We start from the raw sequence: 19972 nt of genomic DNA, 5'->3' as shown, positions 1-19972 counted from the left end.
CAAAAGGCGCGACCAGGATCAGTGGATATCTTTCCAGAATTCCTTCTTCAGATAGTAGGCCACGACGAAGAAAACAGACAGGAAAATCAGGACGATGATGCCAAGCTGCTTGCGCTGAAGCTGGGCGGGCTCACCCATCCACACCAGGTAGTTGACCAGATCGCCCACCATGGCATCGTACTCGGCCAAGGCCATGCTGCCGGGCTTGACCAGTTCGAGCCGCTCGATCACCTGATGGCCGCCTTCCGTCTTGTAGCGTGGCGCCATTTCACCCTGCAGATCCGACATCACGTGCGGCATGGCGGCGTTGGCGAACACGACGTTGTTCCAGCCAGTGACCGTCGTGCCATCACGGTAGAAACTGCGCAGATAGGTGTACAGATAGTCGGCGCCGCGAGCACGGGAGATCACGCTGAGGTCGGGCGGGGCGACGCCGAACCAGGCCTTGGCGTCTGTAACGGCCATGGCGGCATTCATGAGTTCACCCGGCTTTTCGGCGGCGAACATCAGGTTGTCCTTGATCTGGTCTTCGGTCAGGCCAATGCCCTGCATGCGCGAGTAGCGCATGGCACTGGCACTGTGACAGCTAAGACAGTAGTTGACGAACACGCGGGCGCCGCGCTGCAGGGATTCCTGATCGGCCAGGTTGACCGGCGCTTTGTCGAGGTGAACCGTGGCGCCGGCAGCAAAGGCCACGACGGGAGCTGCCGCCAGCAGGAAAAGAAAATTCTTCAAGCGTTTCATTTAGCCAGTCACCCTTTCCGGTTCCGGTTTGGTTTTGTCAATCGATGTGTACCACGGCATCAACAGGAAAAACAGGAAGTAGATCACCGAAAATATCCGGGCAAAAGTCGTCGCCACCGGGGAAACCGGCAACAGACCCAGATAGCCGAGGCCGATGAAAGACACGACGAACAGGGCCAGCATGATCTTGTAGATCGGGCCGCGATAGCGGATCGACTTGACCTTGCTGCGATCGAGCCAGGGCAGGAAGAACAGCACGACGATCGACATGCCCATCGCGATCACGCCGGGGAACTGCGAGCCGAACAACGGCGGCACCGCGCGCAAAATCGCGTAGAACGGGGTGAAGTACCACAGTGGCGCGATATGCAGCGGCGTCTGCAGCGGATTGGCCGGAACGAAGTTGGCCTGCTCGAGGAAGTAGCCGCCCATTTCAGGCGCGAAGAATACAATCGCCGAGAACACCATCAGAAAGACGATGACACCGACGATGTCCTTCACCGTGTAGTAGGGGTGGAAAGGAATGCCGTCGAGCGGAATATGCGTCACCGGGTCTTTGTGCTTCTTGATTTCGATGCCGTCCGGGTTGTTGGAGCCGACTTCGTGCAGCGCCACCAGGTGCACCACAACCAGCGCGAGCAGCACCAGTGGCAGGGCGATGACATGGAAGGCGAAGAAACGGTTCAGGGTGGCGTCGGAAATCACGTAGTCGCCGCGAATCCAGATCGACAGGTCTTCACCGATGAAGGGTACGGCGGAGAACAGGTTGACGATCACCTGGGCGCCCCAGTAGGACATCTGGCCCCACGGCAGCAGGTAACCGAGGAAGGCTTCGGCCATCAGCGCCAGATAGATCAGCACGCCGAATATCCAGAGCAGTTCGCGCGGTTTGCGGTAGGAACCGTACATCAGGCCGCGGAACATGTGCAGGTAGACGACGACGAAAAACATCGCGGCGCCGGTTGAGTGCATATAGCGGATCAGCCATCCCCACTCGACGTCACGCATGATGTACTCGACGGACAGGAAGGCGAGCGCCGCGTCCGGCTTGTAGTTCATGGTGAGGAAAATGCCGGTGACGATCTGGATCACCAGCACCAGCATCGCCAGCGAACCGAAGAAATACCAGAAATTGAAGTTCTTGGGTGCGTAGTACTCGGACAGGTGCGCCTTGTAGGTTGAGGTGAGGGGGAATCGGTCGTCGATCCAACCCATCATTTTTTGCAGGGCAGACATTTATTTAAGCTCCTTTTGCGTCTACACCGATCAGCAATCTGGCATCGCTGAGGTATTGATGAGGCGGAATCACCAGATTGGTCGGGGCCGGCGCACCCTTGAATACGCGCCCGGCAAGGTCGAAACGCGAGCCGTGGCAGGGGCAGAAGAAACCGCCCGGCCAGTCGCCGCCGAGGTCGGCCGCGCCGATGTCACTGCGGAAGGTGGGCGAGCACCCGAGGTGGGTACAGATACCCACCGCAACCAGGTATTCCGGCTTGATCGAACGGGTCGCATTCTTGGCGTAGTCGGGCTGCTGCGGCATTTCGCTGCCGGGGTCGGTCAGCTTGTCGTCGTGCTTGCCCAGCAGGCCGAGCATTTCCGGGGTGCGGTTGACGACCCACACCGGCTTGCCGCGCCATTCGACCGTCAGCAGCATGCCCGGCTCGATCTTGTCGATATCCACTTCAACCGGTGCGCCTGCCGCCTTGGCGCGCGCGCTGGGCATCATGCTCATCACCAACGGCACTGCCACGCCTGCCGCCGCGACCCCGCCCAGAGCGCTGGTCGCGGCGATCAGGAATTTTCGTTTACGTGCGTCCACTTTTTGCCCATCGACTTCCTGGCTCATGTTTACCTGACCTGAACGTGTTTCGATAAAGACGACATTCTAATCAATTTTTCGCACTTACTGGAAGCCCCCCCGCGTAGCATGGACGCGATGCACCGCCCCCTGGGTTATAATTACGCGTGGCGGAACTACGCCAAGTCCATGAATTCAATCAACATGCGCAAATTATGGTTGCTTTTCGCCCAATCCGCCACGGTGGCACTGGGCGTACTGTTCATCATCACCCTGTTCAAGCCCGATCTCCTGGGCTGGCAGCGGCAACAGCAGGGCCTCACCATCCAGCAGGCGCCGCAACCCGCGGCGAACGCAGTCTCCGTGGGCGAATCCTTCGCCCCGGCAGCGCAAAAAGTAATCCCGTCGGTGGTCAACGTCTTTACCCAGCAAAAGATACGCACGCCGGCACATCCCGCACTGCAGGACCCGATCTTCCGTTATTTTTTTGGCGACCGGCTGGATGAGCGCCCGCGCGAAGTGTCCAACCTCGGGTCGGGGGTGATCGTCAGCGCCAACGGCTATATTCTCACCAACCACCATGTGGTCGAAGCCGCCGACGAAATCCAGGTGGCGCTGGCAAACGGCCAGACCCTGCCGGCGCGCGTGGTGGGCGCCGACCCCGAGACCGATCTGGCAGTGCTGAAAATCGATGCCAGTGACCTGCCCGCGATCACCTTCGCCCAGATCGACAGCCTCAAGGTGGGCGACTGGGTGCTGGCGGTGGGCAATCCGTTCGGTGTCGGCCAGACCGTCACCGCAGGCATCGTCAGCGCGCTCGGCCGCACCCATCTCGGCATCAACACCTTCGAAAATTTCATCCAGACCGACGCCGCCATCAATCCGGGCAACTCGGGCGGCGCGCTGGTCGACGCAGCAGGCCATCTGGTCGGCGTCAACAGCGCGATCTATTCGCGCACCGGCGGCTCGCAAGGCATCGGCTTTGCCATTCCGGTCAGCATCGCGCGCCAGATCATGGAACAGATCATCAAGTCCGGCAGCGTGACGCGCGGCTGGGTCGGCATCGAAGTGCAGGACATCACGCCCGAACTGGCCGAATCCTTCAACCTGAAAAACGTCGATGGCGCACTGATCGCGGGCGTGCTGAAAGGCGGTCCGGCCGACGCCGGCGGCATCCGTCCAGGCGATATTTTGCTGGCGGTCAACGGCAACAAGGTGACCAACTCTGCCTCGTTGCTGAACCTGATCGCCGCGTTGAAACCGACCGAAGTCGGCCGCCTCACGGTGGCGCGCAAGCAGCAAGTGCTGGACCTGAAAATCCAGGTCCAGCGGCGCCCCCTACAGCGCACGCTGGAGCCGGCGCCGGAACCCGAACCGAACTAAAAAATCCGTTGGGATGCGGGCTGACTGCGCGCCCCCTGAACGCATCACGCGTCCGGCGGCACTTCTGTCAACACGCGGACGCGGGTGGGGTACGTATACGTATCCTGCTCCATTGCCGACACGCGCCAGCCGGCGGCAGTACGTGCCAGCCGCTGCAGCGTGGGGTCGCGCAGGCGCAGGCTGGCCAGAATCAACACATCGGATGGCGAATACAGCGCGCCATCGGCCAGCGCCGGTTCGGCCTGCATGGTGGCCAGCAGCGACCGCGCTTCGTGTTTCCACCCCTTCTCGTTCCAGAACAGTTGCCAGGCGACCTGTGCAATCTGCCGCGCCTGCTCGCGCGATGGGCCATTACCGGTGGCGTCGGCATGGTCGAGCAGACCCTGCACGACATAGGCGTAATCCTCCAGTTCGGCATCCGGCAGCACCTTCCCGCGCGCCATCGCCTTTAGCAAGCGACCGTCCCTGGCCAGCCGCGTCAGCAGGAATTGCTGCAGGCGGTCGGCGTGCAGACGGTAGGCCGGATCGAGTTGAATGGCTCGACTGTGAACGCCGACAGCGCCAGGCCATTGAGGCTGGCGTTCAGCTTGTCGTCCTTGGGCAAACTGCGGGCCTGGCGTACGGGGCGCAGAATGCGCACGGCGGTGGCCAGCAGCCGGCGCTCGTCGGCCGTCGGCGTGCGGTATTCCGCAGGCAGATAGCCGTGATCGAAGCTGCGCGGCGCATCGAGTCGCCACACCCGCCGCGCCGCAGCAAAAGCCTCCGGCGGCAGGCGCCGTTTCAGTTCATCGGGTTCCCACAGATAGGCCGCACCTTCCCGACCGGCGGCGTCAACCGCCGACGTGCTGCTGTAGAGGCCGCCGCCCGGGTCGAGTAATTCGTCCTGCATGAAACCGAGCGTACCGCGCGCAATCTCGCGGTAACGCGGCTCATCCAGCACGTCGGCGGCGCGGGCGGTGCGAGCGGCCGTCAGCGGCGCGCGGTCGGGCGGCTGCACGGGCGGGGGCGCCGCCTGCCGCGCCAGGCGGCGAATCCCGGCGGGGTCTGCCGCCCAGCGTTCGGCGAGATGGCTCAACAACTTGCGAAAATCATCCGGCGGCGCATACAACACGACAAACGCCGGGAAACCCTCGGGCGTGACAAAGGCGTTAAGCGGCCAGCCGGCGACGCCGTTCAGCTGCGCCGAGAAAGTCTGCAGGGCATCGTCCAGCCCGCTGTTGAGTTCGCGGTCGACCTTGACCGGGATGAAATCGCGGTTGAGCAGTGCGGCAATCTGCGCGTTCTTGTAGCTTTCGCGCTGCATGACGTGACACCAGTGGCAGGCGAAGTAGCCGACCGACACGAACAGCAGCTTGTTTTTGCGCTTGGCGCGGGCGATGGTGGCGGCATTCCATTCCTGCCAGGCCACCGGATCGCTGCCATGCAGCGCCAGATAGGGCGAAGGGTGGTTGACCAGCCGATTGACCGGAGCGGCCGCAACTGCAACAGGCAGCAGCAGGCTCAACAGCAGGGTGGCGAATGCTGTGTTGCGCTCAAACCCTGACATAGGTCCAGCCTTGCTGGAGCCGGGTGACGATTTCGCCGATGGCGGTGGGCGCAGTCTGGGTGGCGGGCAGCAGGACGATTTTTTCGCCCTCGTTCGCGAAACGGGCAATGGACTGCCCGCACGCCACCCAGTGCAGGTTGGCATGGCGCTGCTTCATGCGTGCCATGCGCGCCGCATGGGGGCTGACCCCGGCGCGCAGCAGGTCGATACCACGGCTGTTGGCGATGACTTCGAGCTGCATCGCCCGGCCCTGCTGTTCCGCTTCATCAAGCAGCCGCTCGGCCTGATCCAGCACCGACTGCATCTTGTCGGGCGCGGCACTGTCGAGATGCAGGATGACCCGATTCGGGTCGGTCACGCGTGCCAGGCTGACTGGCTGAAAGCCGCCGGCGACGACGGCCGGAACGGTGGCCACCGCTTGCGGCTCCAGCCCACGCAAGGCCCAACCGCCGCTCAATCCCGCAACCAGGACGAGACAGCCGTACGCGCAGCGCTGCATGAACTGGCGCCGGGACGTCGCACCCGGTTGCCGGCCGGCGGCAACCGGCGGCTCGGCATACGCCAGCCGCACCATGCTCTGCAGGCTGCGCAGCACGCAGACACGCTGCGCCAGATCCTTGTCGTCGCGTATGCGGGCGATGAGCGCTTCGCTCTCGGCCACGTCAAGTTCGCCATCGACAAAGGCATGCAGGGTCTCATCCGAAACGACGGGATTCATTTCACGCTCCTCAGCAAGGTCCTGGCCGCAGGCTGCTGCGCCGCAGGATCCAGCAAAACTTTCAGGCTCGCGCGCGCGCGCGAGAGCCGGCTCATCACCGTGCCCACCGGAATATCCAGAATTCCGGCCACTTCGGCATAGCCGAATTCTTCCAGATCGACCAGCGTCAGCACCTGGCGCTGCCCCAGCGGCAGGCGCGCCACCGCGGCCCGTACGCACGCGATCACCTCCCGGCGGTTGCAGCACGCGTCAGGCGCTTCGACCCCGGATTCGAGTTCATCGTAGAGGTCGTCGATATCGTCGAAGTCGCGCCAGCTGCGCAGGTGATCGAGCCAGCAGTGATTCATGATCGACACCATCCAGCCCTTCAGCGCCGCCTCGTCGCGCAGCTGGGCACGCCGCGCCCAGGCCTTCGATAGAGCCTCCTGCACCAGGTCGTCGGCCAGTGCCGGATCGTGGCACCAGGCATAGGCGATGCGGTAGAGCAGCGGGCGCTGCGCCTCGATGCCGGAACGAAACGGGCCAAACAGGAAGCGGCTGATCAGAGTCATATGAGTAAGACGGGGCGAGTGGTTCATTTATTCCATAAAAAATCACCTGCCGGAATGGAATAAGCGTCCCATGCAATGCGTCTTATCAATAGGCTTATTGTTCATCAGGCCCGTTTATCCAACGTCGATCAGGAGACCACCATGACCCGTATTTTCACCCCGTTCCTAGCCGCCCTGCTTCTGGCAACCGCGCCCATGGCCGCCAGCGCCGCAGAAGAGAAGGTGGTGTACCACGTCAACGATTCCGCCAACGCCCGCGTTGCCCTGAACAACGTGAACAACCACCTTAATGCTGCGCCGGATGCCAGGATCGTCGTGGTGACCCACGGCAAGGGCATCGATTTCCTGCTGAAAGGAGCAGAAGATGCTAACGGCAATCCCTATGAAATTGGGGTGCAGACTTTGAAAAGCAGAGGCGTCGACTTCCGCGTCTGCAACAACACCCTGAAGTCACGCAAGCTGGACGCCAGCGACGTGGTGGAAGAGGCAACCGTTGTACCGTCGGGCGTGGCCGAAATCGGCAAACTGCAGGCAAAAGAAGGCTTCGTCTACCTGAAACCCTAAAGGACCCCGATCTGCGCGCGCATCAATGCGCGCGTGGGTTCCATCCCCTGAATCACTTCCTTTATGCCCCTCCGGAGAGGGGGGCAGGAACTTTTTTGGCCCGAAAAAACGGGACCACATGAATCAAAAAACACGGTAGGCGCTGTTTGGCCGCCACTTTAGCCCTGGCCGTACCTGTTCATCTATCGGAGGCAAGCAGTGCTTAAATTTTTTCGATCCGCCCTTCTCGTCATGTTTTCTCTTCTGTTCGTCTCGGCCTCCGCCCTGGCGGCAGATCAGAGCCTGGCTGAATACAAATATGTCCTTCACATCAGCGACATGGATCCGTCCAAGCAGGAACTCATCCTGAACAATGCCCGAAACCTGCTGGAAGCCTACCCGCCGGGCGATGTGGAAGTCGAAATCGTTGCCTATGGACCCGGCCTGCGCCTGATGTTTGCCGAGAACGTCAACGCCCAGCGCCTTGATTCGCTATCCCAGAGCGGCGTGAAATTCACCGCATGCGGCAACACCCTCAAGGGCATGGCGAAGCTACTCGGGGAAGAGCCGAAGCTGAATCCGGCTGCCACCGTGGTGCCCAGCGGCATCGTGCGCATCGGCGAACTGGTCAAGCAGGGCTACATCTACGTCAAACCCTGATACCCGGAATGGGAATTACCGGTCTTTTTGCAGGGGCACAAGTCCTGCCGGACTTACTTGAAACCAAATAATAGAGGAGCAATAAATTGGGAGAGAACAAACAATTCAAGCGCGCACTGATCAGTGCAGCCTGCACCCTGGCTTTCGCCGCCGCAGGTACGTCCCATGCCGCCAACTGGCTGATGCTGCAGGGCACCGAAGATCCAGCATCCGCTGCACGCACCAATGTGTGGGGATTTATCCAGGCCAAATACGAGAAGGACTTCAGCGATGCCAATGCCTTAGGACAATACGTACCCCCTAAACTGCTTGGGCCTGAACTCGACGCTCAGGACGGTTTCAACATCAATCGCGCTCGCATCGGCGTTCGCGGCACCGGCTTTCCGCTTGACAGCCGGATCAACTATTTCGTGCTGCTCGAGATGGGCAACAACGGCATCACTCATGGTGGCGGCGCCTTTGCCAAAATGTCCGACGCCAGTGTCACCCTGAATTACATTCCCGGTGCCCGCATTCGCGCCGGCCTGTTCAAAACCCCAGGCTCCGAAGAAGGCCTGCAGGCAATTCATGTATTCGACTACATCAACTTCAGCGAAGCGACTAACGGCCTGCTGCTGGAGCGCTTCCCGAACAAGGGCTTCACCGACTGCACCGATACCATCCCCCCATGCAACGCGACCACCGGCAACGTTGGCCCTTATACCGAGGCCCAGCTTCAGGGTGGCGCCGGCTTGAACCGATTCGACAGTCCGGTTGGCGCATTCCGCGATGTGGGGGTGCAGGTGTTCGACGCGTTCGACATCGGTAACGACTGGGAAGCCTCCTATGCCGCGATGATCGGCAACGGCAACGGCATCGAGTTCAGCAACAGCGATGGCGAATACGACACCTATCTCTACTTCTCGGCCGAGAAGAAGTACGGTGGCAAGGGGCCCAAGGCCGAAGGGCTGAAGTTCTTCGCCTGGGGTCAGCAAGGGAAGCGCCTGATTGATCTGACGAACGACACAACGGCCAACGCCCAATCCCACGACCGGGATCGCGCTGGACTAGGCTTCAAATACATGAAGAAGCCCTTCCGCGTGACGGCCGAGTACATCACGGCGGATGGCATGATCTGGAGCGGGCCGGACAAGCCCAATTTCTACTTCACCCAAATAGCGCACGGTAACGGCGCCGATGCCAAAGCCAGTGGCTGGTATGTGGAGGGCGGCTGGTATATCCCCAAAACCAGGTTCGAGCTCGATGCCCGCTTCGACACCATGACCCGGCTTGAGGACCGCATAAACGAGCACCAGTTCGACAAGTGGACCCTGGGCATGCAGTACCATTTCAACCCCAAGACCCGCGTCACTCTCAACTACGAGATCCGCGACTTCGAATGCACTGTTGCAGGAGCTGTCTGCACAGCCGTCAACAACAACCTGAAAGGGGTGGATGACAAGGTCGGCGTGCAGCTGACGGCGATTTTCTAAGCAGAAAATCAGTTTTTCGTATGGGTCTCCTCATGCCCACCAGGTCAAACTGGTGGGTTTTTTGCGAATAGACCAGATCAGGCGTGTCGCTCAGCCACCGGTGTGCGACAACGCCACAACACTTTTCCATGAAGGGAACGCAATGCGCTTATTTCATTCACCCGGCATCAAGTGGCCGGGACTGCTGGCGGCCGCCAGCCTGCTCTCCGGCTGTGCCGGCACGGGCGGCAGCAGCGAAACCCAGAGCGGGCGTATCAGGATCACCTCCGAACCCGCCGGCGCCATCGCCTATGCGGACGGCGCCGAACTTGGCGCGACCCCACTGGCGATCGCGCCCGGCAACCACTTCCGCTCGGGCTTCGCGGGGTTTTCCTACCGCTACGTCGGCAAGCTCTCGATCAAGAGACCCGGTTGCGAGACCTGGTCGACTGAAGTCAACGACGCGATTTTGTCGAAGGACATCCACGCCAAGCTGAGGTGCGATCCGAATTACCAGCCCGCCGCCGCCCCCTCACCCGTGCAGCCCGCCGGCACGGCGACCGGCGATCAACCCATCGAACGGCTGGAGCGCATTGAAGCGCTGCGCAAGAAAGGGCTGATCGGCGAGGATGAATACAAGCGCCTACGCGCCCGCATTATCGAGAAACTCTGACCGCGCTGCCCCCATAAAGCAAACGGCCATCAGGCCGTTGTGCTTATGCGCTGCGGATGAAATGCTCGCGGTAATACTTCATTTCGTCGATGGATTCGTAGATGTCGGCCAGCGCCTCATGCTTGTTGGACTTCTTGAACGCTTCGGAAAGTCCGGGCCGCCAGCGCTTGGCAAGCTCCTTCAGAGTACTGACGTCGAGGTTGCGGTAATGGAAGAACGCTTCCAGTTGCGGCATGCAGCGCGCCATAAAGCGGCGGTCCTGACAGATCGAGTTGCCACACATCGGTGAGGTCCTGGCCGGCACGTGCTGTTTCACGAACGCCAGCATCTGCGCCTCAGCGTCGGCCTCGTTCAGCTGCGAGGCCCTGACGCGGTCGATCAGCCCCGATTTGGCGTGCGTGCCCTTGTTCCAGCTGTCCATCGCATCCATCACCGCGTCGGGTTGATGGACCACCAGCACCGGACCTTCGGCCACGGTATTGAGGTCGGCATCGGTGACGACGATGGCGAGTTCGATGATGCAGTCGGTCTCCGGCGACAAGCCGGTCATTTCCATGTCGAGCCAGAGCAGATGCGTGGGGTTCAGGGCCATATCAGCGTTCCTTCGAAAAACAGGCCGTCATTTTCGCACACGACGCATCCGGCGCTGGCGCAATTGCGACCCAGTGACGATAATGTTGGTAATAACCCAGAGGAATCCCATCATGAAAACCCTGACCGCCCTGTTCTGTAGCGTGCTGCTGGTTGGCGGCGCCCACGCCGCACCGGTTGCCGATTCCAAGGCCGGCAAGATCCTGCACGACAAGGCCTGCATCAGCTGCCATGCCAGGATGTTCGGCGGCGACGGCAGCAAGATCTACACCCGCGCCGACCGCAAGATCCAGAACGCGCAGCAGCTCGCCGCCCGCATCTCCGGCTGCAATGCCAACACCGGCGCCGGCTGGTTCCCGGAGGACGAGGCACACGTTGCCGCCTATCTCAATCAGCAGTACTACAAGTTCAAGTAGGGGTTCGCCATGACCACCATCGTTGAAGAACTCGTCCGCAAGAAATGCGCGCCTTGCGAGGGCGGTGTCGCCCCGCTGACCGATGCGCAGATTGCACCGATGCTGAAAGGCCTGTCGGGCTGGCAGCGCGATGGCAAAAAAATCGCCAAGGAATTCAAGTTCAAGGACCACTACCAGACGCAAGCCTTTACCAACGCGGTGATGTGGGTGTCGCACCGCGAGGACCATCATCCCTACCTGCTGGTGGGCTACAACACCTGTCGCGTCGAATACTGGACCCACGCCATCGGCGGCCTGTCGGAAAACGATTTCATCTGCGCCGCCAAGGTGGACAGCCTGCTGGACATGTAAGTGAGGGAGGTCAAGTATTCCTGCACTTCATCCGTTAATGTTATGTCCTCGCTTTGATTCAATTGGAGTGACTCTGCATGAACTGGATGGAAATCATTAGCGCCCACGTCATGTGGAAGCAACGCCTGATCGCCTACCTTGCAGGCGATAGCCAGGAACAGCTCGACCCGGAGGTGATCGGGCTCGATGATCGCTGCCCACTGGGTAAATGGATTTACGGCGAAGGCAAGTCCATGGAAACGCTGCCAGGGTATGAAGAGGTGCGCGAACTGCATGCGCAATTCCATCAGAATGCCGCCCAGGTAATCGTCTTGCATCAGACGGACAGCACGGCCGAAGCCGAAGCCTTGCTGAATGGAGATTACTCCAGGCTGTCAGAAAAGCTCAAACACCGCATTCTCGGCCTGTCCCGTCAGGTCAAGGCGGCTACCGACGGAATTCCCCGCTTCTGAGCACGCTGCAAGGCCGGGTCATTGCCGCATTCAGCCGCCGTTTCATCGTCGAGACCGCCGGCGGCGAACTGCCCTGCCAGGTGAAAGGACGCCACCTGCGCGTGGTGTGCGGCGACCGGGTCGAGGTCCGGCACGACGGCGACGCCGGGGTGATCGAGGCGGTGCTGCCGCGTGCCAGCCTGCTGTATCGCTCCGACGCATTCAAATCCAAGGCGATTGCCGCCAACGTCACCCAGCTTGCCGTAGTGGTGGCGGCGCGGCCGAGTTTCTCGATGGAACTGGTGCAGCGTTGCGTCCTCGCCGCCGAAGACCAGGGCATCGCCAGCCTGCTGATCCTCAACAAGGCCGACCTGCCGGAAACCCCGGCCGCCCGTGAACGCCTGAATCTGCTCACCGGCATCGGCTATCCGCTCGTCATGCTGTCGGCGCTGACCGACGTGGCGCCGTTGCATCCAGCCCTGCATGACCACACCACGCTCTTGATCGGACAGTCCGGAATGGGCAAATCGACCCTCATCAACGCACTGTTTCCGGGCGCCGACGTCGTGACTGCCGAGTATTCCGAGGCACTCGACAGCGGGCGCCACACCACCACCCACACCCGCCTGCACCGGCTGGATACCGACTCGGCGGTGATCGATTCGCCCGGCCTGCAGGAATTCGCCCTGCAACATCTGGACGCCAACGCCCTGGTGCACGCTTTCGTCGAGTTCCGTCCTCTTCTGGGGCAATGCCGTTTTCGCGACTGCAAGCACGAGACCGAGCCGGGCTGCCGGCTGCAGGAAGCGGCCGCCGCGGGCGAGATCGCCCCGGCGCGGCTCAAGCTGTTCCAGACCCTGCGCCGCCTGCAGCAAAACGCCGCCCAGCGTCTATAAACCTAAGGAAGCGCTGATTAATTTGTCATTGCGAGGAGCGCAGCGACGCGGCAATCCAGAAATGCCTGCTTGATCAATACGCTGGATTGCTTCGCTGCGCTCGCAATGACGGCTATATTGAATTGTTCGGCGCTCCGCTAGCCCGAATACGGCGCAATGCACTTCGCTTATTGAAGCCCGGCAACCTCTTCACCACAGAGGCACAGAGAAAACCATTAAAGCGCAAGGGTCGCCCTTTGATTCCTCAAGCCCGACAGGCTCCGGGCTTTTCCTCTGTGTCTCTGTGCTTCTGGGTTTGATTTTTTCAAGCCTTATTCCGGCCAGTGCTTGATGTAGCGCTTCAGCAGGCTGTTTTCGAATTTGGCTTCCTTCAGGCAGGCGCGCGCCACGTCGTGGAAGGAGATGATGCCGAGCAGCTTGTCTTTTTCGAAAATCGGCAGGTGGCTGATATGCGACTTGGTCATCACGTCGCGCGCATAGTCGACCGAATCGTCGGCACCGGCCACCACCGGCTCAGTCACCATAAGGGTGCTGACCTGCGCATTCTTCAGATCGCAGCCCTGCTTGACCATGCTCTGCATCACGTCGCGCTCGGTCAGCAATCCCACCATCTCGCCGTTCTTCAGCACCACCAGCGAACCCACGCCCAGGCTCACCAGCTTGGCGACGGCGCTTTCCACCGAATCGGTCGGTTCAATGCTGTAGATGGTGTCACTTTTGAGGGTGAGAATTTCGCGAATCAGCATGGTGATCTCCGGAGGTCGGCTTGAGGGGGGGGGGCGCAGTAACTTAATAATAGAACGATGATGCGCGGCGGGCTATGGTCTGACCAGCTCAGCTTCGACCCGGTGGCGATTTTCGGCACCGGTCAGCGTCTCGACCAGCGCCAGCGCAAAGTCCATCGCGGTGCCGGGGCCGCGCGAGGTCAGCACCTTGCCATCCTGCACCACGGCCGTGGCGACAACGGTCACGCCGGGCAGGCCATCAAGCGCGCCGGGGTAGCTGGTCGCCCGCTTGCCGTCGAGCACACCGGCCTCGGCCAGCACCATCGGCGCGGCGCAAATAGCCGCGGTGTACTTGCCGGCTGCCGCCATTTTCTTCAGCAATTCGATGATGCGCGCATCGTCCTTCAGATGTGCTGCCCCCGGCATGCCGCCCGGCAGCACCACCATGTCGTAGTCGTTCTGCAAGGCCACGTCGAGCGTGACGTCGGGCACCAGCTGCACGCCGCGGCTGGCCCGGACGATGCCGGGCTTGAGGCCCGCCGTCACCACCTCGATGCCGCCGCGGCGCAGCAGGTCGATGATCGTGACGGCTTCGAGCTCTTCACAGCCGTCTGCCAGGGGAACCAGAACCTTGGCCATGCGCGCCTCCTGTCTTTTTCAGTCGCGGAAATTCTGGTACTGCAGCGGAAAATCGGTGATGGATTTGCGCACCAGCGCGATGGTGTCCTGCAGCAGGTCGCGCTTGGCGCCCGACACGCGTACGGCGTCGCCCTGGATGCTGGCCTGCACCTTGAGCTTGCTGTCCTTGATGCACCTGACGATCTTCTTCGCCAGTTCGGTTTCAACGCCGGTCTTCACCGTCACGCTGCGCTTGACCTTGTTGCCCGAGACTTTTTCGACGCTGCCGAGTTCCAGACATTTCACGTCGACGCCGCGTTTGGCGAGCTTCTGCGCCAGAATGTCGTAGACCTGGTCGAGCTGGAATTCGGTGTCGGCATGGATCGTCAGCACGTAATCGGCCTGCTCGACGCGTGCGTCGGAACCCTTGAAATCGAAACGGGTGGACACTTCCTTGTTGACCTGGTCGACCGCGTTGCGCACTTCCTGCTTGTCCACCTCGGACACGATATCAAAACTTGGCACTTGATTGCTCCTTAATATCCGGGTTCATATCCATCGCAAACGACTGCACCGGCAGCCCGGTTTCGTCGTGGAACTCGGCCGCCGCCATCACCCCCAGCCGCGCCAGGGCCTCGGCGTCGAGCGAGGGCGCGCGCCAGGCCGCATACATTGCCCCCAACGCATACGAACTGCCGCTGCCGTAGGCATAAAAGCGCGAGAACTCCTGCACCGTGCGATGCGCCGCCACGCCGAAAATTCCGCGCGGGTTGGCGATCAGCACGTCCATTCGGGAGGATTCGAGGTCTTCTTCCTTGTCCTCTCCAGTCTGCAGATAGTAGTGCTCCTTGAGGGCGCCGTGCATCGTGTTCCAGACGCGGAAAATGTCCGCCGCCGAATCGAGTTGCGGCGGTGCGTCCAGCGAGAAAAAATAGTCCGCCAGGATCAGCTTGAAGGTGGCCGATCCGGTGACTGCGATATGGCTGTCGCCGATGCGGATGATCTTCTCGTGGTTCGCCACGTAGTGGGCGGACTCCTTGCCGCCGCCCCACTTCGTCAGCGTGTCGGCCGCGATCGCGATGCGGCCGTCCTTCTTGACGACGGTGACGGTAGTCATAGCCTAGGCGAAATGGCAGACGTAGTGATACGGCTCGCCGGAGACTTCGATATCGAAGCTGGAGTTTCCCGGCACATTGAATGACTGTCCGGCGCCGTAATCTTTCCACTCGCTCTCGCCCGCCAGTTTGACCCGGCACGACCCCGCCACGGTCTCCATGATTTCCGGCGCGCCGGTGTTGAAGGTGAGCGTGGACGGCAGGATCACGCCAACCGACTTTTTACTGCCGTCGGCAAACTGCACGGCGTGCGACACGCACTTGCCGTCGAAGTAAACATTGGCCTGCTTGAGAACGGCAACGTTATCGAACTGAGACATGCTTATTTTCTCCGTGCATTCTGTTTGGCCGCGATGCGCAGGCGCAGCGCGTTGAGTTTGATGAAGCCGCCCGCGTCTTTCTGGTCGTAGGCGCCGGCGTCGTCTTCAAATGTTGCGATGGTCGGGTCGAACAGCGAATCGGTCTTCGAATCGCGGCCGACGACGCTGACGCCGCCCTTGTAGAGCTTGAGTCGCACGCTGCCGTTGACGTGTTCCTGGGTGTGGTCGATCAGCGTCTGCAGCGCCATACGTTCCGGTGCCCACCAGTAGCCGTTATAGATCAGGCTGGCGTAGCGCGGCATCAGGTCGTCCTTCAGGTGGGCGACTTCGCGGTCGAGCGTAATCGACTCGATCGCGCGGTGGCCCTTCAGCAAAATGGTGCCGCCGGGGGTTTCGTAGCAGCCGCGCGACTTCATGCCGACGTAGCGGTTTTCCACCAGGTCGAGGCGGCCGACGCCGTGCTTGCCGCCCAGTTCGTTCAGCTTTGCCAGCACTTCGTGCGCGCGCATGGCCTGGCCGTCGATCGCCACCACGTCGCCCTTGGCGTAGGTCAACTCGATATACTCGGCCTGATCGGGCGCCTTCTCGGGCGACACGGTCCAGCGCCACATGTCCTCCTCGGCTTCGGCGTTGGGGTCTTCCAGGTGGCGGCCTTCGTAGGAGATGTGCAGCAGGTTGGCGTCCATCGAATACGGGCTGCCGCCGGCCTTGTGCTTCATCTCCACGGGAATGCCATGGGCCTCGGCGTAGGCGAGCAGTTTCTCGCGGCTCAAAAGATCCCACTCGCGCCACGGTGCAATCACCTTGACGTCGGGTTTCAGTGCGTAGGCGCCAAGCTCGAAGCGCACCTGGTCGTTGCCCTTGCCGGTGGCGCCGTGGCAGATGGCATCGGCGCCGGTTTCGTTGACGATCTCGATCAGGCGCTTGGCGATCAGCGGGCGTGCGATCGAGGTGCCGAGCAGGTATTCGCCCTCGTACACGGTGTTGGCGCGGAACATCGGGAAGACGAAGTCGCGCACGAATTCCTCGCGCAAGTCGTCGATGTAGATCTGCTCGGGTTTGATGCCGAACTGCAGCGCCTTGGCGCGCGCCGGCTCCAGTTCCTCGCCCTGTCCCAGGTCGGCAGTGAAGGTCACCACCTCGCACTGATAGGTGTCCTGCAGCCATTTCAGGATGACCGAGGTGTCGAGGCCACCGGAATAGGCGAGTACTACTTTCTTGATGTCGCTCATGGTTTCAATGTTCAGTGGGTAGAGCCGGAGGTATTCTTGTCGATGATTTCGACCTGGCCGGGGAAGTCGCCGATCTTCAGGATGTCGAGATTGGCAGCCTGGCTGGCCCTCTGGATCTCGATGCCGACCACGCGGCCGTCCTCGGACAGGTTGAGGACGATGCCCTCGTGCGCTTCCCACGCCTGCGCGGGATTCTCGGGGCTGATTTCGACATGGAGCGAATCCATGCCCTTGAAATAGGCGATGTTCATGATTCGATTTTCCCCAGCAGCAGATATTCCATCAGCGCCTTCTGCACGTGCAGGCGGTTCTCCGCTTCGTCCCACACCACCGACTGCGGGCCGTCGATCACCTCGGCGGTGACTTCCTCGCCACGGTGCACCGGCAGGCAGTGCATGAAGACGGCATCGGATTTCGCCACCCGCATCATGTCTGCGTCCACCTGCCAGTCGGCAAAGGCCTTCATCCGCTCGTCGTTTTCCGCTTCCCAGCCCATGCTGGTCCACACGTCGGTGGTCACCAGATCGGCGCCGCGGCAGGCGTCCATCGGGTCGGCAAAGCTCTCGAAATGGTCGGTGCCGTACAGGCCTGCGCGCTCCGGTTCGACTTCGTAGCCGGGCGGGGTCGACACGTGCACGTTGAAGTTGAGTATTTCGGCCGCCTGCAGCCAGGTGTTGCACATGTTGTTGGAGTCGCCGATCCACGCCACGGTCTTGCCCTGGATCGAGCCGCGATGCTCGATCAGGGTAAAGATGTCGGCGAGGATCTGGCACGGATGGTACTCGTTGGTCAGGCCGTTGATCACCGGCACGCGCGAGTGCGCGGCGAAACGTTCGATGATCTCCTGCTCGAAGGTGCGGATCATCACGATGTCGACCATGCGCGAGATGACCTCGCCCGCGTCCTCCACCGGCTCGCCTCGTCCCAACTGGGTGTCGCGCGTGTTGAGGTAGATCGCCGTACCGCCGAGCTGGTGCATGCCCGCCTCGAACGAGAGCCGGGTGCGGGTCGAGCTTTTCTCGAAAATCATCGCCAGCGTACGGTCGGCCAGCGGGTGATACGGCTGATATTGCTTGAAGCGGGCCTTGATCACCCGCGTACGCTCGAACAGATACAGCAGCTCATCGCGCGACAGATCCTTGAATTGCAGGAAATGCCTCAACATCACGCCGCCTGCTGCAGGTAGTTCCTGACGATGCCGGAGAGCGCAGCGACCAGCGCATCGACTTCGGCTGCACCGTAAATTAGCGGTGGCACCAGACGGATGACGGTGTCGGCAGTAACGTTGATCAGCACGCCGGCGTCGCGCGCCACCGCCACCAGCCCGGCACACGGCCGATCGAGCTCGATACCGATCATCAGGCCCTCGCCGCGAATGTCGACCACGCCACGTACGCCGTCCAGCGCCTGCCGCAGGCCGCTGCGGATCGCCTCGCCGCGCACGCGCGCATTGTCGAGCAGCTTTTCATCCTCGATGGCGTCGAGCGTCGCCAGCGCCGCCGCACACGCCAGCGGGTTGCCACCGAAAGTCGAGCCGTGGTTGCCCGGCTTGAAAACGTCCGCCGCCGCGCCGCGCGCGAGGCAGGCGCCGATCGGCATGCCCGAGCCGAGGCCCTTGGCCAGCGCGATCACGTCGGGCATCACGCCCGAATGCTGAAAGCCGAACCAGGTACCGGTGCGGCCGATGCCGGTCTGCACTTCGTCCAGCATCAGCAGCCAGCCGTGGGCGTCGCAAATCGCACGCAATTCAGCCAGATAGTCGGGCGCCATCAGGTTGATGCCGCCTTCGCCCTGCACCACCTCGGCCAGCACGGCAACCACGCTCTTGTTGTGCTCGGCGACGTGGCGAATCGCCTCCAGATCGTTGAACGGCACCCGTGCAAAGCCCGTCAGCAGCGGCTCGAAACCAGCCTGGATCTTGCGGTTGCCGGTTGCGGTCAGCGTCGCCATGGTGCGACCGTGGAAGGCCTTTTCCATCACGATGACGGTCGGCACCTCGATGCCTTTACCGTGGCCGTACAGGCGTGCCAGCTTGATCGCAGCCTCGTTGGCCTCGCAGCCCGAATTACAGAAGAAAGCGCGGTCCATGCCGGCCAGTTCGCACAGGCGGTCGGCCAGCGCCTCCTGCCGCGGCACGCGGTACAGGTTGGACGTATGGATCAGGGTCGCGGCCTGGTCGGCAATCGCCTTCACCAGTTTGGGGTGGGCATGGCCCAGCCCGTTCACCGCCACGCCGGCGACCGCATCGAGATAGCGCTTGCCGGCTTCGTCCCACAGATAGGCGCCTTCGCCGCGCACAAAGGCGACGGGCTGGCGGGCATAGGTATTCATCAAGTGTTCGGACATGGCGCTAAGGTCTACCCTGCAAAGATAAAATCATTCACTAAAGCAATACGGCGGCCTAAGCCGCCGTATCCGTTCCGGGATATTACTACGCTCGCGTTTTTTGGGCTACACAAGCCGTGCACACCCGCGCCCATGAAGTACAGCATGGAGATCGACAGCAATAGTATGGGTACGCGATGCCAGAAAGACGACACGGCGCCGGCGAGCCGGGTCGCCACGGCCGACCGGCGGAAGAACAGCAGCGCGCGGCACAACGGCACTGCAACATTTCCGTCCCGGGCTGCGTGCTAAAATCCGCCAACCCCTTCAGCAGCCCCCCACTCATGGATGACGCATCCGCCAACGCTCTCTTCATCATTCGCGGCATCACCACCCGGGGCGCCCGGTTTCGGCCGAGCGACTGGACCGAGCGGCTGGCGGGTGCATTTGCGGTGATCGATCCCAACCATCGCACCAATTATTCACCTTATGTGCAGCCCACCACGCTGGACGGCATCCCCTGCGTGGTGGTGGACAAAAAGCTCAGGAATTCCGACCCGATTGCCTACCGCTTTTTGCAGACCTTTGCCGAGAGCAACGAATTGCAGACCGAAAACGCCGACTGAGCCGCCGAAACGGCAATAAATAAAGCTATGTCATTGTTGGCTGTTGACGTTATGTCTTGCCCCTCTGATGAAACCCCTACCCTGCGGCATCCCGCAAGCCGCTCCGGGGCTGGCCGACACCAACAAATAACGGTGAAAGAGCCTTGATTTGTCATTGCGAGGCGCGCAGCGACGTGGCATACGATTCCACATGGGCTTCAGCCCATAGTGGATCGGAGTCCTTTAGGGCAATCCAGAAATGCCCGCTTAATCGATACGC

The 19972-nt window shown here is 61.6% G+C and carries 27 protein-coding genes; 10 read left to right on the top strand and 17 right to left on the bottom strand.

Annotated features, from left to right (window positions below):
• Positions 1–18: 18 nt before the first annotated feature.
• From ACZ41T_RS13520 to petA, 3 genes are read right to left on the bottom strand one after another with little or no spacing between them, the layout of a single operon-like run.
• Complete coding sequence (locus ACZ41T_RS13520; RefSeq protein ID WP_464921900.1) at positions 19–744, bottom strand: cytochrome c1; 726 nt, start codon at positions 742–744, stop codon at positions 19–21.
• Positions 745–1980 (bottom strand): cytochrome b, encoded by a 1236-nt coding sequence (locus ACZ41T_RS13515; protein ID WP_464921899.1) that lies wholly within the window; start codon positions 1978–1980, stop codon positions 745–747.
• Positions 1981–1984: 4 nt separating this feature from the next.
• The gene (gene petA / locus ACZ41T_RS13510; protein ID WP_464921898.1) at positions 1985–2590 is read right to left on the bottom strand and encodes a ubiquinol-cytochrome c reductase iron-sulfur subunit; all 606 of its coding nucleotides are present in this window, start codon (positions 2588–2590) and stop codon (positions 1985–1987) included.
• Positions 2591–2731: 141 nt separating this feature from the next.
• On the opposite strand from petA, the gene ACZ41T_RS13505 reads away from it, so the two are divergent.
• Positions 2732–3925 carry a Do family serine endopeptidase gene (locus tag ACZ41T_RS13505; protein ID WP_464921897.1) on the top strand — a complete coding sequence of 398 codons (1194 nt, stop codon included), beginning with the start codon at positions 2732–2734 and terminating at the stop codon, positions 3923–3925.
• Positions 3926–3969: 44 nt separating this feature from the next.
• Here the strand turns inward: ACZ41T_RS13505 and ACZ41T_RS13500 are convergent, their stop codons facing one another.
• Genes ACZ41T_RS13500 through ACZ41T_RS13485 form a run of 4 tightly spaced genes read right to left on the bottom strand, consistent with a single transcriptional unit; the run spans position 3970 to position 6740 of the window.
• Complete coding sequence (locus tag ACZ41T_RS13500; protein WP_464921896.1) at positions 3970–4380, bottom strand: hypothetical protein; 411 nt, start codon at positions 4378–4380, stop codon at positions 3970–3972.
• A gap of 23 nt (positions 4381–4403) precedes the next feature.
• Entirely contained in the window at positions 4404–5471 is a 1068-nt protein-coding gene (locus tag ACZ41T_RS13495) for a DUF255 domain-containing protein (protein ID WP_464921895.1), read from the bottom strand.
• Positions 5458–6189, bottom strand: a complete 732-nt coding sequence (locus tag ACZ41T_RS13490; protein WP_464921894.1) for a twin-arginine translocation signal domain-containing protein — start codon at positions 6187–6189, stop codon at positions 5458–5460. The genes ACZ41T_RS13495 and ACZ41T_RS13490 overlap by 14 nt, the downstream gene beginning before the upstream one ends.
• Positions 6186–6740 carry an RNA polymerase sigma factor gene (locus tag ACZ41T_RS13485; RefSeq protein ID WP_464921893.1) on the bottom strand — a complete coding sequence of 185 codons (555 nt, stop codon included), beginning with the start codon at positions 6738–6740 and terminating at the stop codon, positions 6186–6188. Before ACZ41T_RS13485 ends, ACZ41T_RS13490 begins: the two co-directional genes overlap by 4 nt.
• Before the next feature lie 75 nt (positions 6741–6815).
• Between ACZ41T_RS13485 and ACZ41T_RS13480 the strand changes: the two genes are divergently transcribed.
• From ACZ41T_RS13480 to ACZ41T_RS13465, 4 genes are all read left to right on the top strand, one after another.
• A complete protein-coding gene (locus tag ACZ41T_RS13480) occupies positions 6816–7304 on the top strand; it encodes a DsrE family protein (protein WP_464921892.1) in 489 nt (162 codons plus the stop codon).
• A gap of 231 nt (positions 7305–7535) precedes the next feature.
• Positions 7536–7943 carry a DsrE family protein gene (locus ACZ41T_RS13475; RefSeq protein WP_464921891.1) on the top strand — a complete coding sequence of 136 codons (408 nt, stop codon included), beginning with the start codon at positions 7536–7538 and terminating at the stop codon, positions 7941–7943.
• A 182-nt stretch (positions 7944–8125) separates the two neighbouring features.
• On the top strand, positions 8126–9415 hold the full coding sequence (locus ACZ41T_RS13470; RefSeq protein WP_464921890.1) for a porin: 1290 nt from the start codon (positions 8126–8128) through the stop codon (positions 9413–9415).
• A gap of 142 nt (positions 9416–9557) precedes the next feature.
• Positions 9558–10067 (top strand): PEGA domain-containing protein, encoded by a 510-nt coding sequence (locus ACZ41T_RS13465; RefSeq protein ID WP_464921889.1) that lies wholly within the window; start codon positions 9558–9560, stop codon positions 10065–10067.
• Between the two features lie 43 nt (positions 10068–10110).
• Here the strand turns inward: ACZ41T_RS13465 and orn are convergent, their stop codons facing one another.
• Positions 10111–10659, bottom strand: coding sequence for an oligoribonuclease (gene orn / locus ACZ41T_RS13460; protein ID WP_464921888.1), 549 nt, complete (start codon positions 10657–10659; stop codon positions 10111–10113).
• A 112-nt stretch (positions 10660–10771) separates the two neighbouring features.
• On the opposite strand from orn, the gene ACZ41T_RS13455 reads away from it, so the two are divergent.
• From ACZ41T_RS13455 to rsgA, 4 genes are all read left to right on the top strand, one after another.
• Complete coding sequence (locus ACZ41T_RS13455) at positions 10772–11074, top strand: c-type cytochrome (RefSeq protein ID WP_464921887.1); 303 nt, start codon at positions 10772–10774, stop codon at positions 11072–11074.
• 9 nt (positions 11075–11083) lie between these two features.
• Positions 11084–11425: a 4a-hydroxytetrahydrobiopterin dehydratase gene (locus tag ACZ41T_RS13450; protein ID WP_464921886.1), complete on the top strand. Its 342-nt coding sequence runs from the start codon at positions 11084–11086 to the stop codon at positions 11423–11425.
• 86 nt (positions 11426–11511) lie between these two features.
• Positions 11512–11877, top strand: coding sequence for a CZB domain-containing protein (locus ACZ41T_RS13445; protein ID WP_464921885.1), 366 nt, complete (start codon positions 11512–11514; stop codon positions 11875–11877).
• A 149-nt stretch (positions 11878–12026) separates the two neighbouring features.
• Positions 12027–12752 (top strand): ribosome small subunit-dependent GTPase A, encoded by a 726-nt coding sequence (gene rsgA / locus ACZ41T_RS13440; protein ID WP_464923982.1) that lies wholly within the window; start codon positions 12027–12029, stop codon positions 12750–12752.
• Between the two features lie 311 nt (positions 12753–13063).
• Here the strand turns inward: rsgA and ACZ41T_RS13435 are convergent, their stop codons facing one another.
• The 9 genes from ACZ41T_RS13435 to ACZ41T_RS13395 all read right to left on the bottom strand — a co-directional run bounded on the left by ACZ41T_RS13435 (position 13064) and on the right by ACZ41T_RS13395 (position 19108).
• Complete coding sequence (locus tag ACZ41T_RS13435) at positions 13064–13498, bottom strand: CBS domain-containing protein (RefSeq protein WP_464921884.1); 435 nt, start codon at positions 13496–13498, stop codon at positions 13064–13066.
• Positions 13499–13570: 72 nt separating this feature from the next.
• The gene (locus ACZ41T_RS13430; RefSeq protein ID WP_464921883.1) at positions 13571–14116 is read right to left on the bottom strand and encodes a DJ-1 family glyoxalase III; all 546 of its coding nucleotides are present in this window, start codon (positions 14114–14116) and stop codon (positions 13571–13573) included.
• Between the two features lie 18 nt (positions 14117–14134).
• Entirely contained in the window at positions 14135–14620 is a 486-nt protein-coding gene (locus tag ACZ41T_RS13425) for a YajQ family cyclic di-GMP-binding protein (protein WP_464921882.1), read from the bottom strand.
• Positions 14607–15212, bottom strand: coding sequence for a hypothetical protein (locus ACZ41T_RS13420; RefSeq protein ID WP_464921881.1), 606 nt, complete (start codon positions 15210–15212; stop codon positions 14607–14609). The genes ACZ41T_RS13425 and ACZ41T_RS13420 overlap by 14 nt, the downstream gene beginning before the upstream one ends.
• 3 nt (positions 15213–15215) lie before the next feature.
• Positions 15216–15530: a pyrimidine/purine nucleoside phosphorylase gene (gene ppnP / locus ACZ41T_RS13415; RefSeq protein WP_464921880.1), complete on the bottom strand. Its 315-nt coding sequence runs from the start codon at positions 15528–15530 to the stop codon at positions 15216–15218.
• 2 nt (positions 15531–15532) lie between these two features.
• Entirely contained in the window at positions 15533–16762 is a 1230-nt protein-coding gene (locus ACZ41T_RS13410) for an argininosuccinate synthase (protein WP_464921879.1), read from the bottom strand.
• Positions 16763–16773: 11 nt separating this feature from the next.
• Positions 16774–17013 (bottom strand): DUF2283 domain-containing protein, encoded by a 240-nt coding sequence (locus tag ACZ41T_RS13405; RefSeq protein ID WP_464921878.1) that lies wholly within the window; start codon positions 17011–17013, stop codon positions 16774–16776.
• A complete protein-coding gene (argF, locus tag ACZ41T_RS13400; protein ID WP_464921877.1) occupies positions 17010–17927 on the bottom strand; it encodes an ornithine carbamoyltransferase in 918 nt (305 codons plus the stop codon). Before argF ends, ACZ41T_RS13405 begins: the two co-directional genes overlap by 4 nt.
• Complete coding sequence (locus ACZ41T_RS13395) at positions 17927–19108, bottom strand: acetylornithine transaminase (protein WP_464921876.1); 1182 nt, start codon at positions 19106–19108, stop codon at positions 17927–17929. The genes argF and ACZ41T_RS13395 overlap by 1 nt, the downstream gene beginning before the upstream one ends.
• Positions 19109–19431: 323 nt before the next feature.
• Here ACZ41T_RS13395 and ACZ41T_RS13390 point away from each other — a divergent pair, with 323 nt between their 5' ends.
• Positions 19432–19713, top strand: coding sequence for a DUF3579 domain-containing protein (locus ACZ41T_RS13390; RefSeq protein ID WP_464921875.1), 282 nt, complete (start codon positions 19432–19434; stop codon positions 19711–19713).
• The last annotated feature ends 259 nt before the right edge of the window (positions 19714–19972 follow it).

This window comes from Thiobacillus thiophilus, from assembly GCF_055378705.1.
Note: the sequence above shows the minus strand (reverse complement) of the source record. Positions and strands in the feature narration are given on the sequence as shown.

Excerpts from the sequence above, each read along its gene's own strand:
- ACZ41T_RS13520 (WP_464921900.1), bottom strand. The coding sequence starts at position 744 with ATGAAACGCTTGAAGAATTTTCTTTTCCTGCTGGCGGCAGCTCCCGTC.
- ACZ41T_RS13515 (WP_464921899.1), bottom strand. The coding sequence starts at position 1,980 with ATGTCTGCCCTGCAAAAAATGATGGGTTGGATCGACGACCGATTCCCC.
- petA (WP_464921898.1), bottom strand. The coding sequence starts at position 2,590 with ATGAGCCAGGAAGTCGATGGGCAAAAAGTGGACGCACGTAAACGAAAA.
- ACZ41T_RS13505 (WP_464921897.1), top strand. The coding sequence starts at position 2,732 with ATGAATTCAATCAACATGCGCAAATTATGGTTGCTTTTCGCCCAATCC.
- ACZ41T_RS13495 (WP_464921895.1), bottom strand. The coding sequence starts at position 5,471 with ATGTCAGGGTTTGAGCGCAACACAGCATTCGCCACCCTGCTGTTGAGC.
- ACZ41T_RS13490 (WP_464921894.1), bottom strand. The coding sequence starts at position 6,189 with ATGAATCCCGTCGTTTCGGATGAGACCCTGCATGCCTTTGTCGATGGC.
- ACZ41T_RS13485 (WP_464921893.1), bottom strand. The coding sequence starts at position 6,740 with ATGACTCTGATCAGCCGCTTCCTGTTTGGCCCGTTTCGTTCCGGCATC.
- ACZ41T_RS13480 (WP_464921892.1), top strand. The coding sequence starts at position 6,816 with ATGCGTCTTATCAATAGGCTTATTGTTCATCAGGCCCGTTTATCCAAC.
- ACZ41T_RS13475 (WP_464921891.1), top strand. The coding sequence starts at position 7,536 with ATGTTTTCTCTTCTGTTCGTCTCGGCCTCCGCCCTGGCGGCAGATCAG.
- ACZ41T_RS13470 (WP_464921890.1), top strand. The coding sequence starts at position 8,126 with ATGCTGCAGGGCACCGAAGATCCAGCATCCGCTGCACGCACCAATGTG.
- ACZ41T_RS13465 (WP_464921889.1), top strand. The coding sequence starts at position 9,558 with ATGCGCTTATTTCATTCACCCGGCATCAAGTGGCCGGGACTGCTGGCG.
- orn (WP_464921888.1), bottom strand. The coding sequence starts at position 10,659 with ATGGCCCTGAACCCCACGCATCTGCTCTGGCTCGACATGGAAATGACC.
- ACZ41T_RS13455 (WP_464921887.1), top strand. The coding sequence starts at position 10,772 with ATGAAAACCCTGACCGCCCTGTTCTGTAGCGTGCTGCTGGTTGGCGGC.
- ACZ41T_RS13450 (WP_464921886.1), top strand. The coding sequence starts at position 11,084 with ATGACCACCATCGTTGAAGAACTCGTCCGCAAGAAATGCGCGCCTTGC.
- ACZ41T_RS13445 (WP_464921885.1), top strand. The coding sequence starts at position 11,512 with ATGGAAATCATTAGCGCCCACGTCATGTGGAAGCAACGCCTGATCGCC.
- ACZ41T_RS13435 (WP_464921884.1), bottom strand. The coding sequence starts at position 13,498 with ATGCTGATTCGCGAAATTCTCACCCTCAAAAGTGACACCATCTACAGC.
- ACZ41T_RS13430 (WP_464921883.1), bottom strand. The coding sequence starts at position 14,116 with ATGGCCAAGGTTCTGGTTCCCCTGGCAGACGGCTGTGAAGAGCTCGAA.
- ACZ41T_RS13420 (WP_464921881.1), bottom strand. The coding sequence starts at position 15,212 with ATGACTACCGTCACCGTCGTCAAGAAGGACGGCCGCATCGCGATCGCG.
- ppnP (WP_464921880.1), bottom strand. The coding sequence starts at position 15,530 with ATGTCTCAGTTCGATAACGTTGCCGTTCTCAAGCAGGCCAATGTTTAC.
- ACZ41T_RS13410 (WP_464921879.1), bottom strand. The coding sequence starts at position 16,762 with ATGAGCGACATCAAGAAAGTAGTACTCGCCTATTCCGGTGGCCTCGAC.
- ACZ41T_RS13405 (WP_464921878.1), bottom strand. The coding sequence starts at position 17,013 with ATGAACATCGCCTATTTCAAGGGCATGGATTCGCTCCATGTCGAAATC.
- argF (WP_464921877.1), bottom strand. The coding sequence starts at position 17,927 with ATGTTGAGGCATTTCCTGCAATTCAAGGATCTGTCGCGCGATGAGCTG.
- ACZ41T_RS13395 (WP_464921876.1), bottom strand. The coding sequence starts at position 19,108 with ATGTCCGAACACTTGATGAATACCTATGCCCGCCAGCCCGTCGCCTTT.
- ACZ41T_RS13390 (WP_464921875.1), top strand. The coding sequence starts at position 19,432 with ATGGATGACGCATCCGCCAACGCTCTCTTCATCATTCGCGGCATCACC.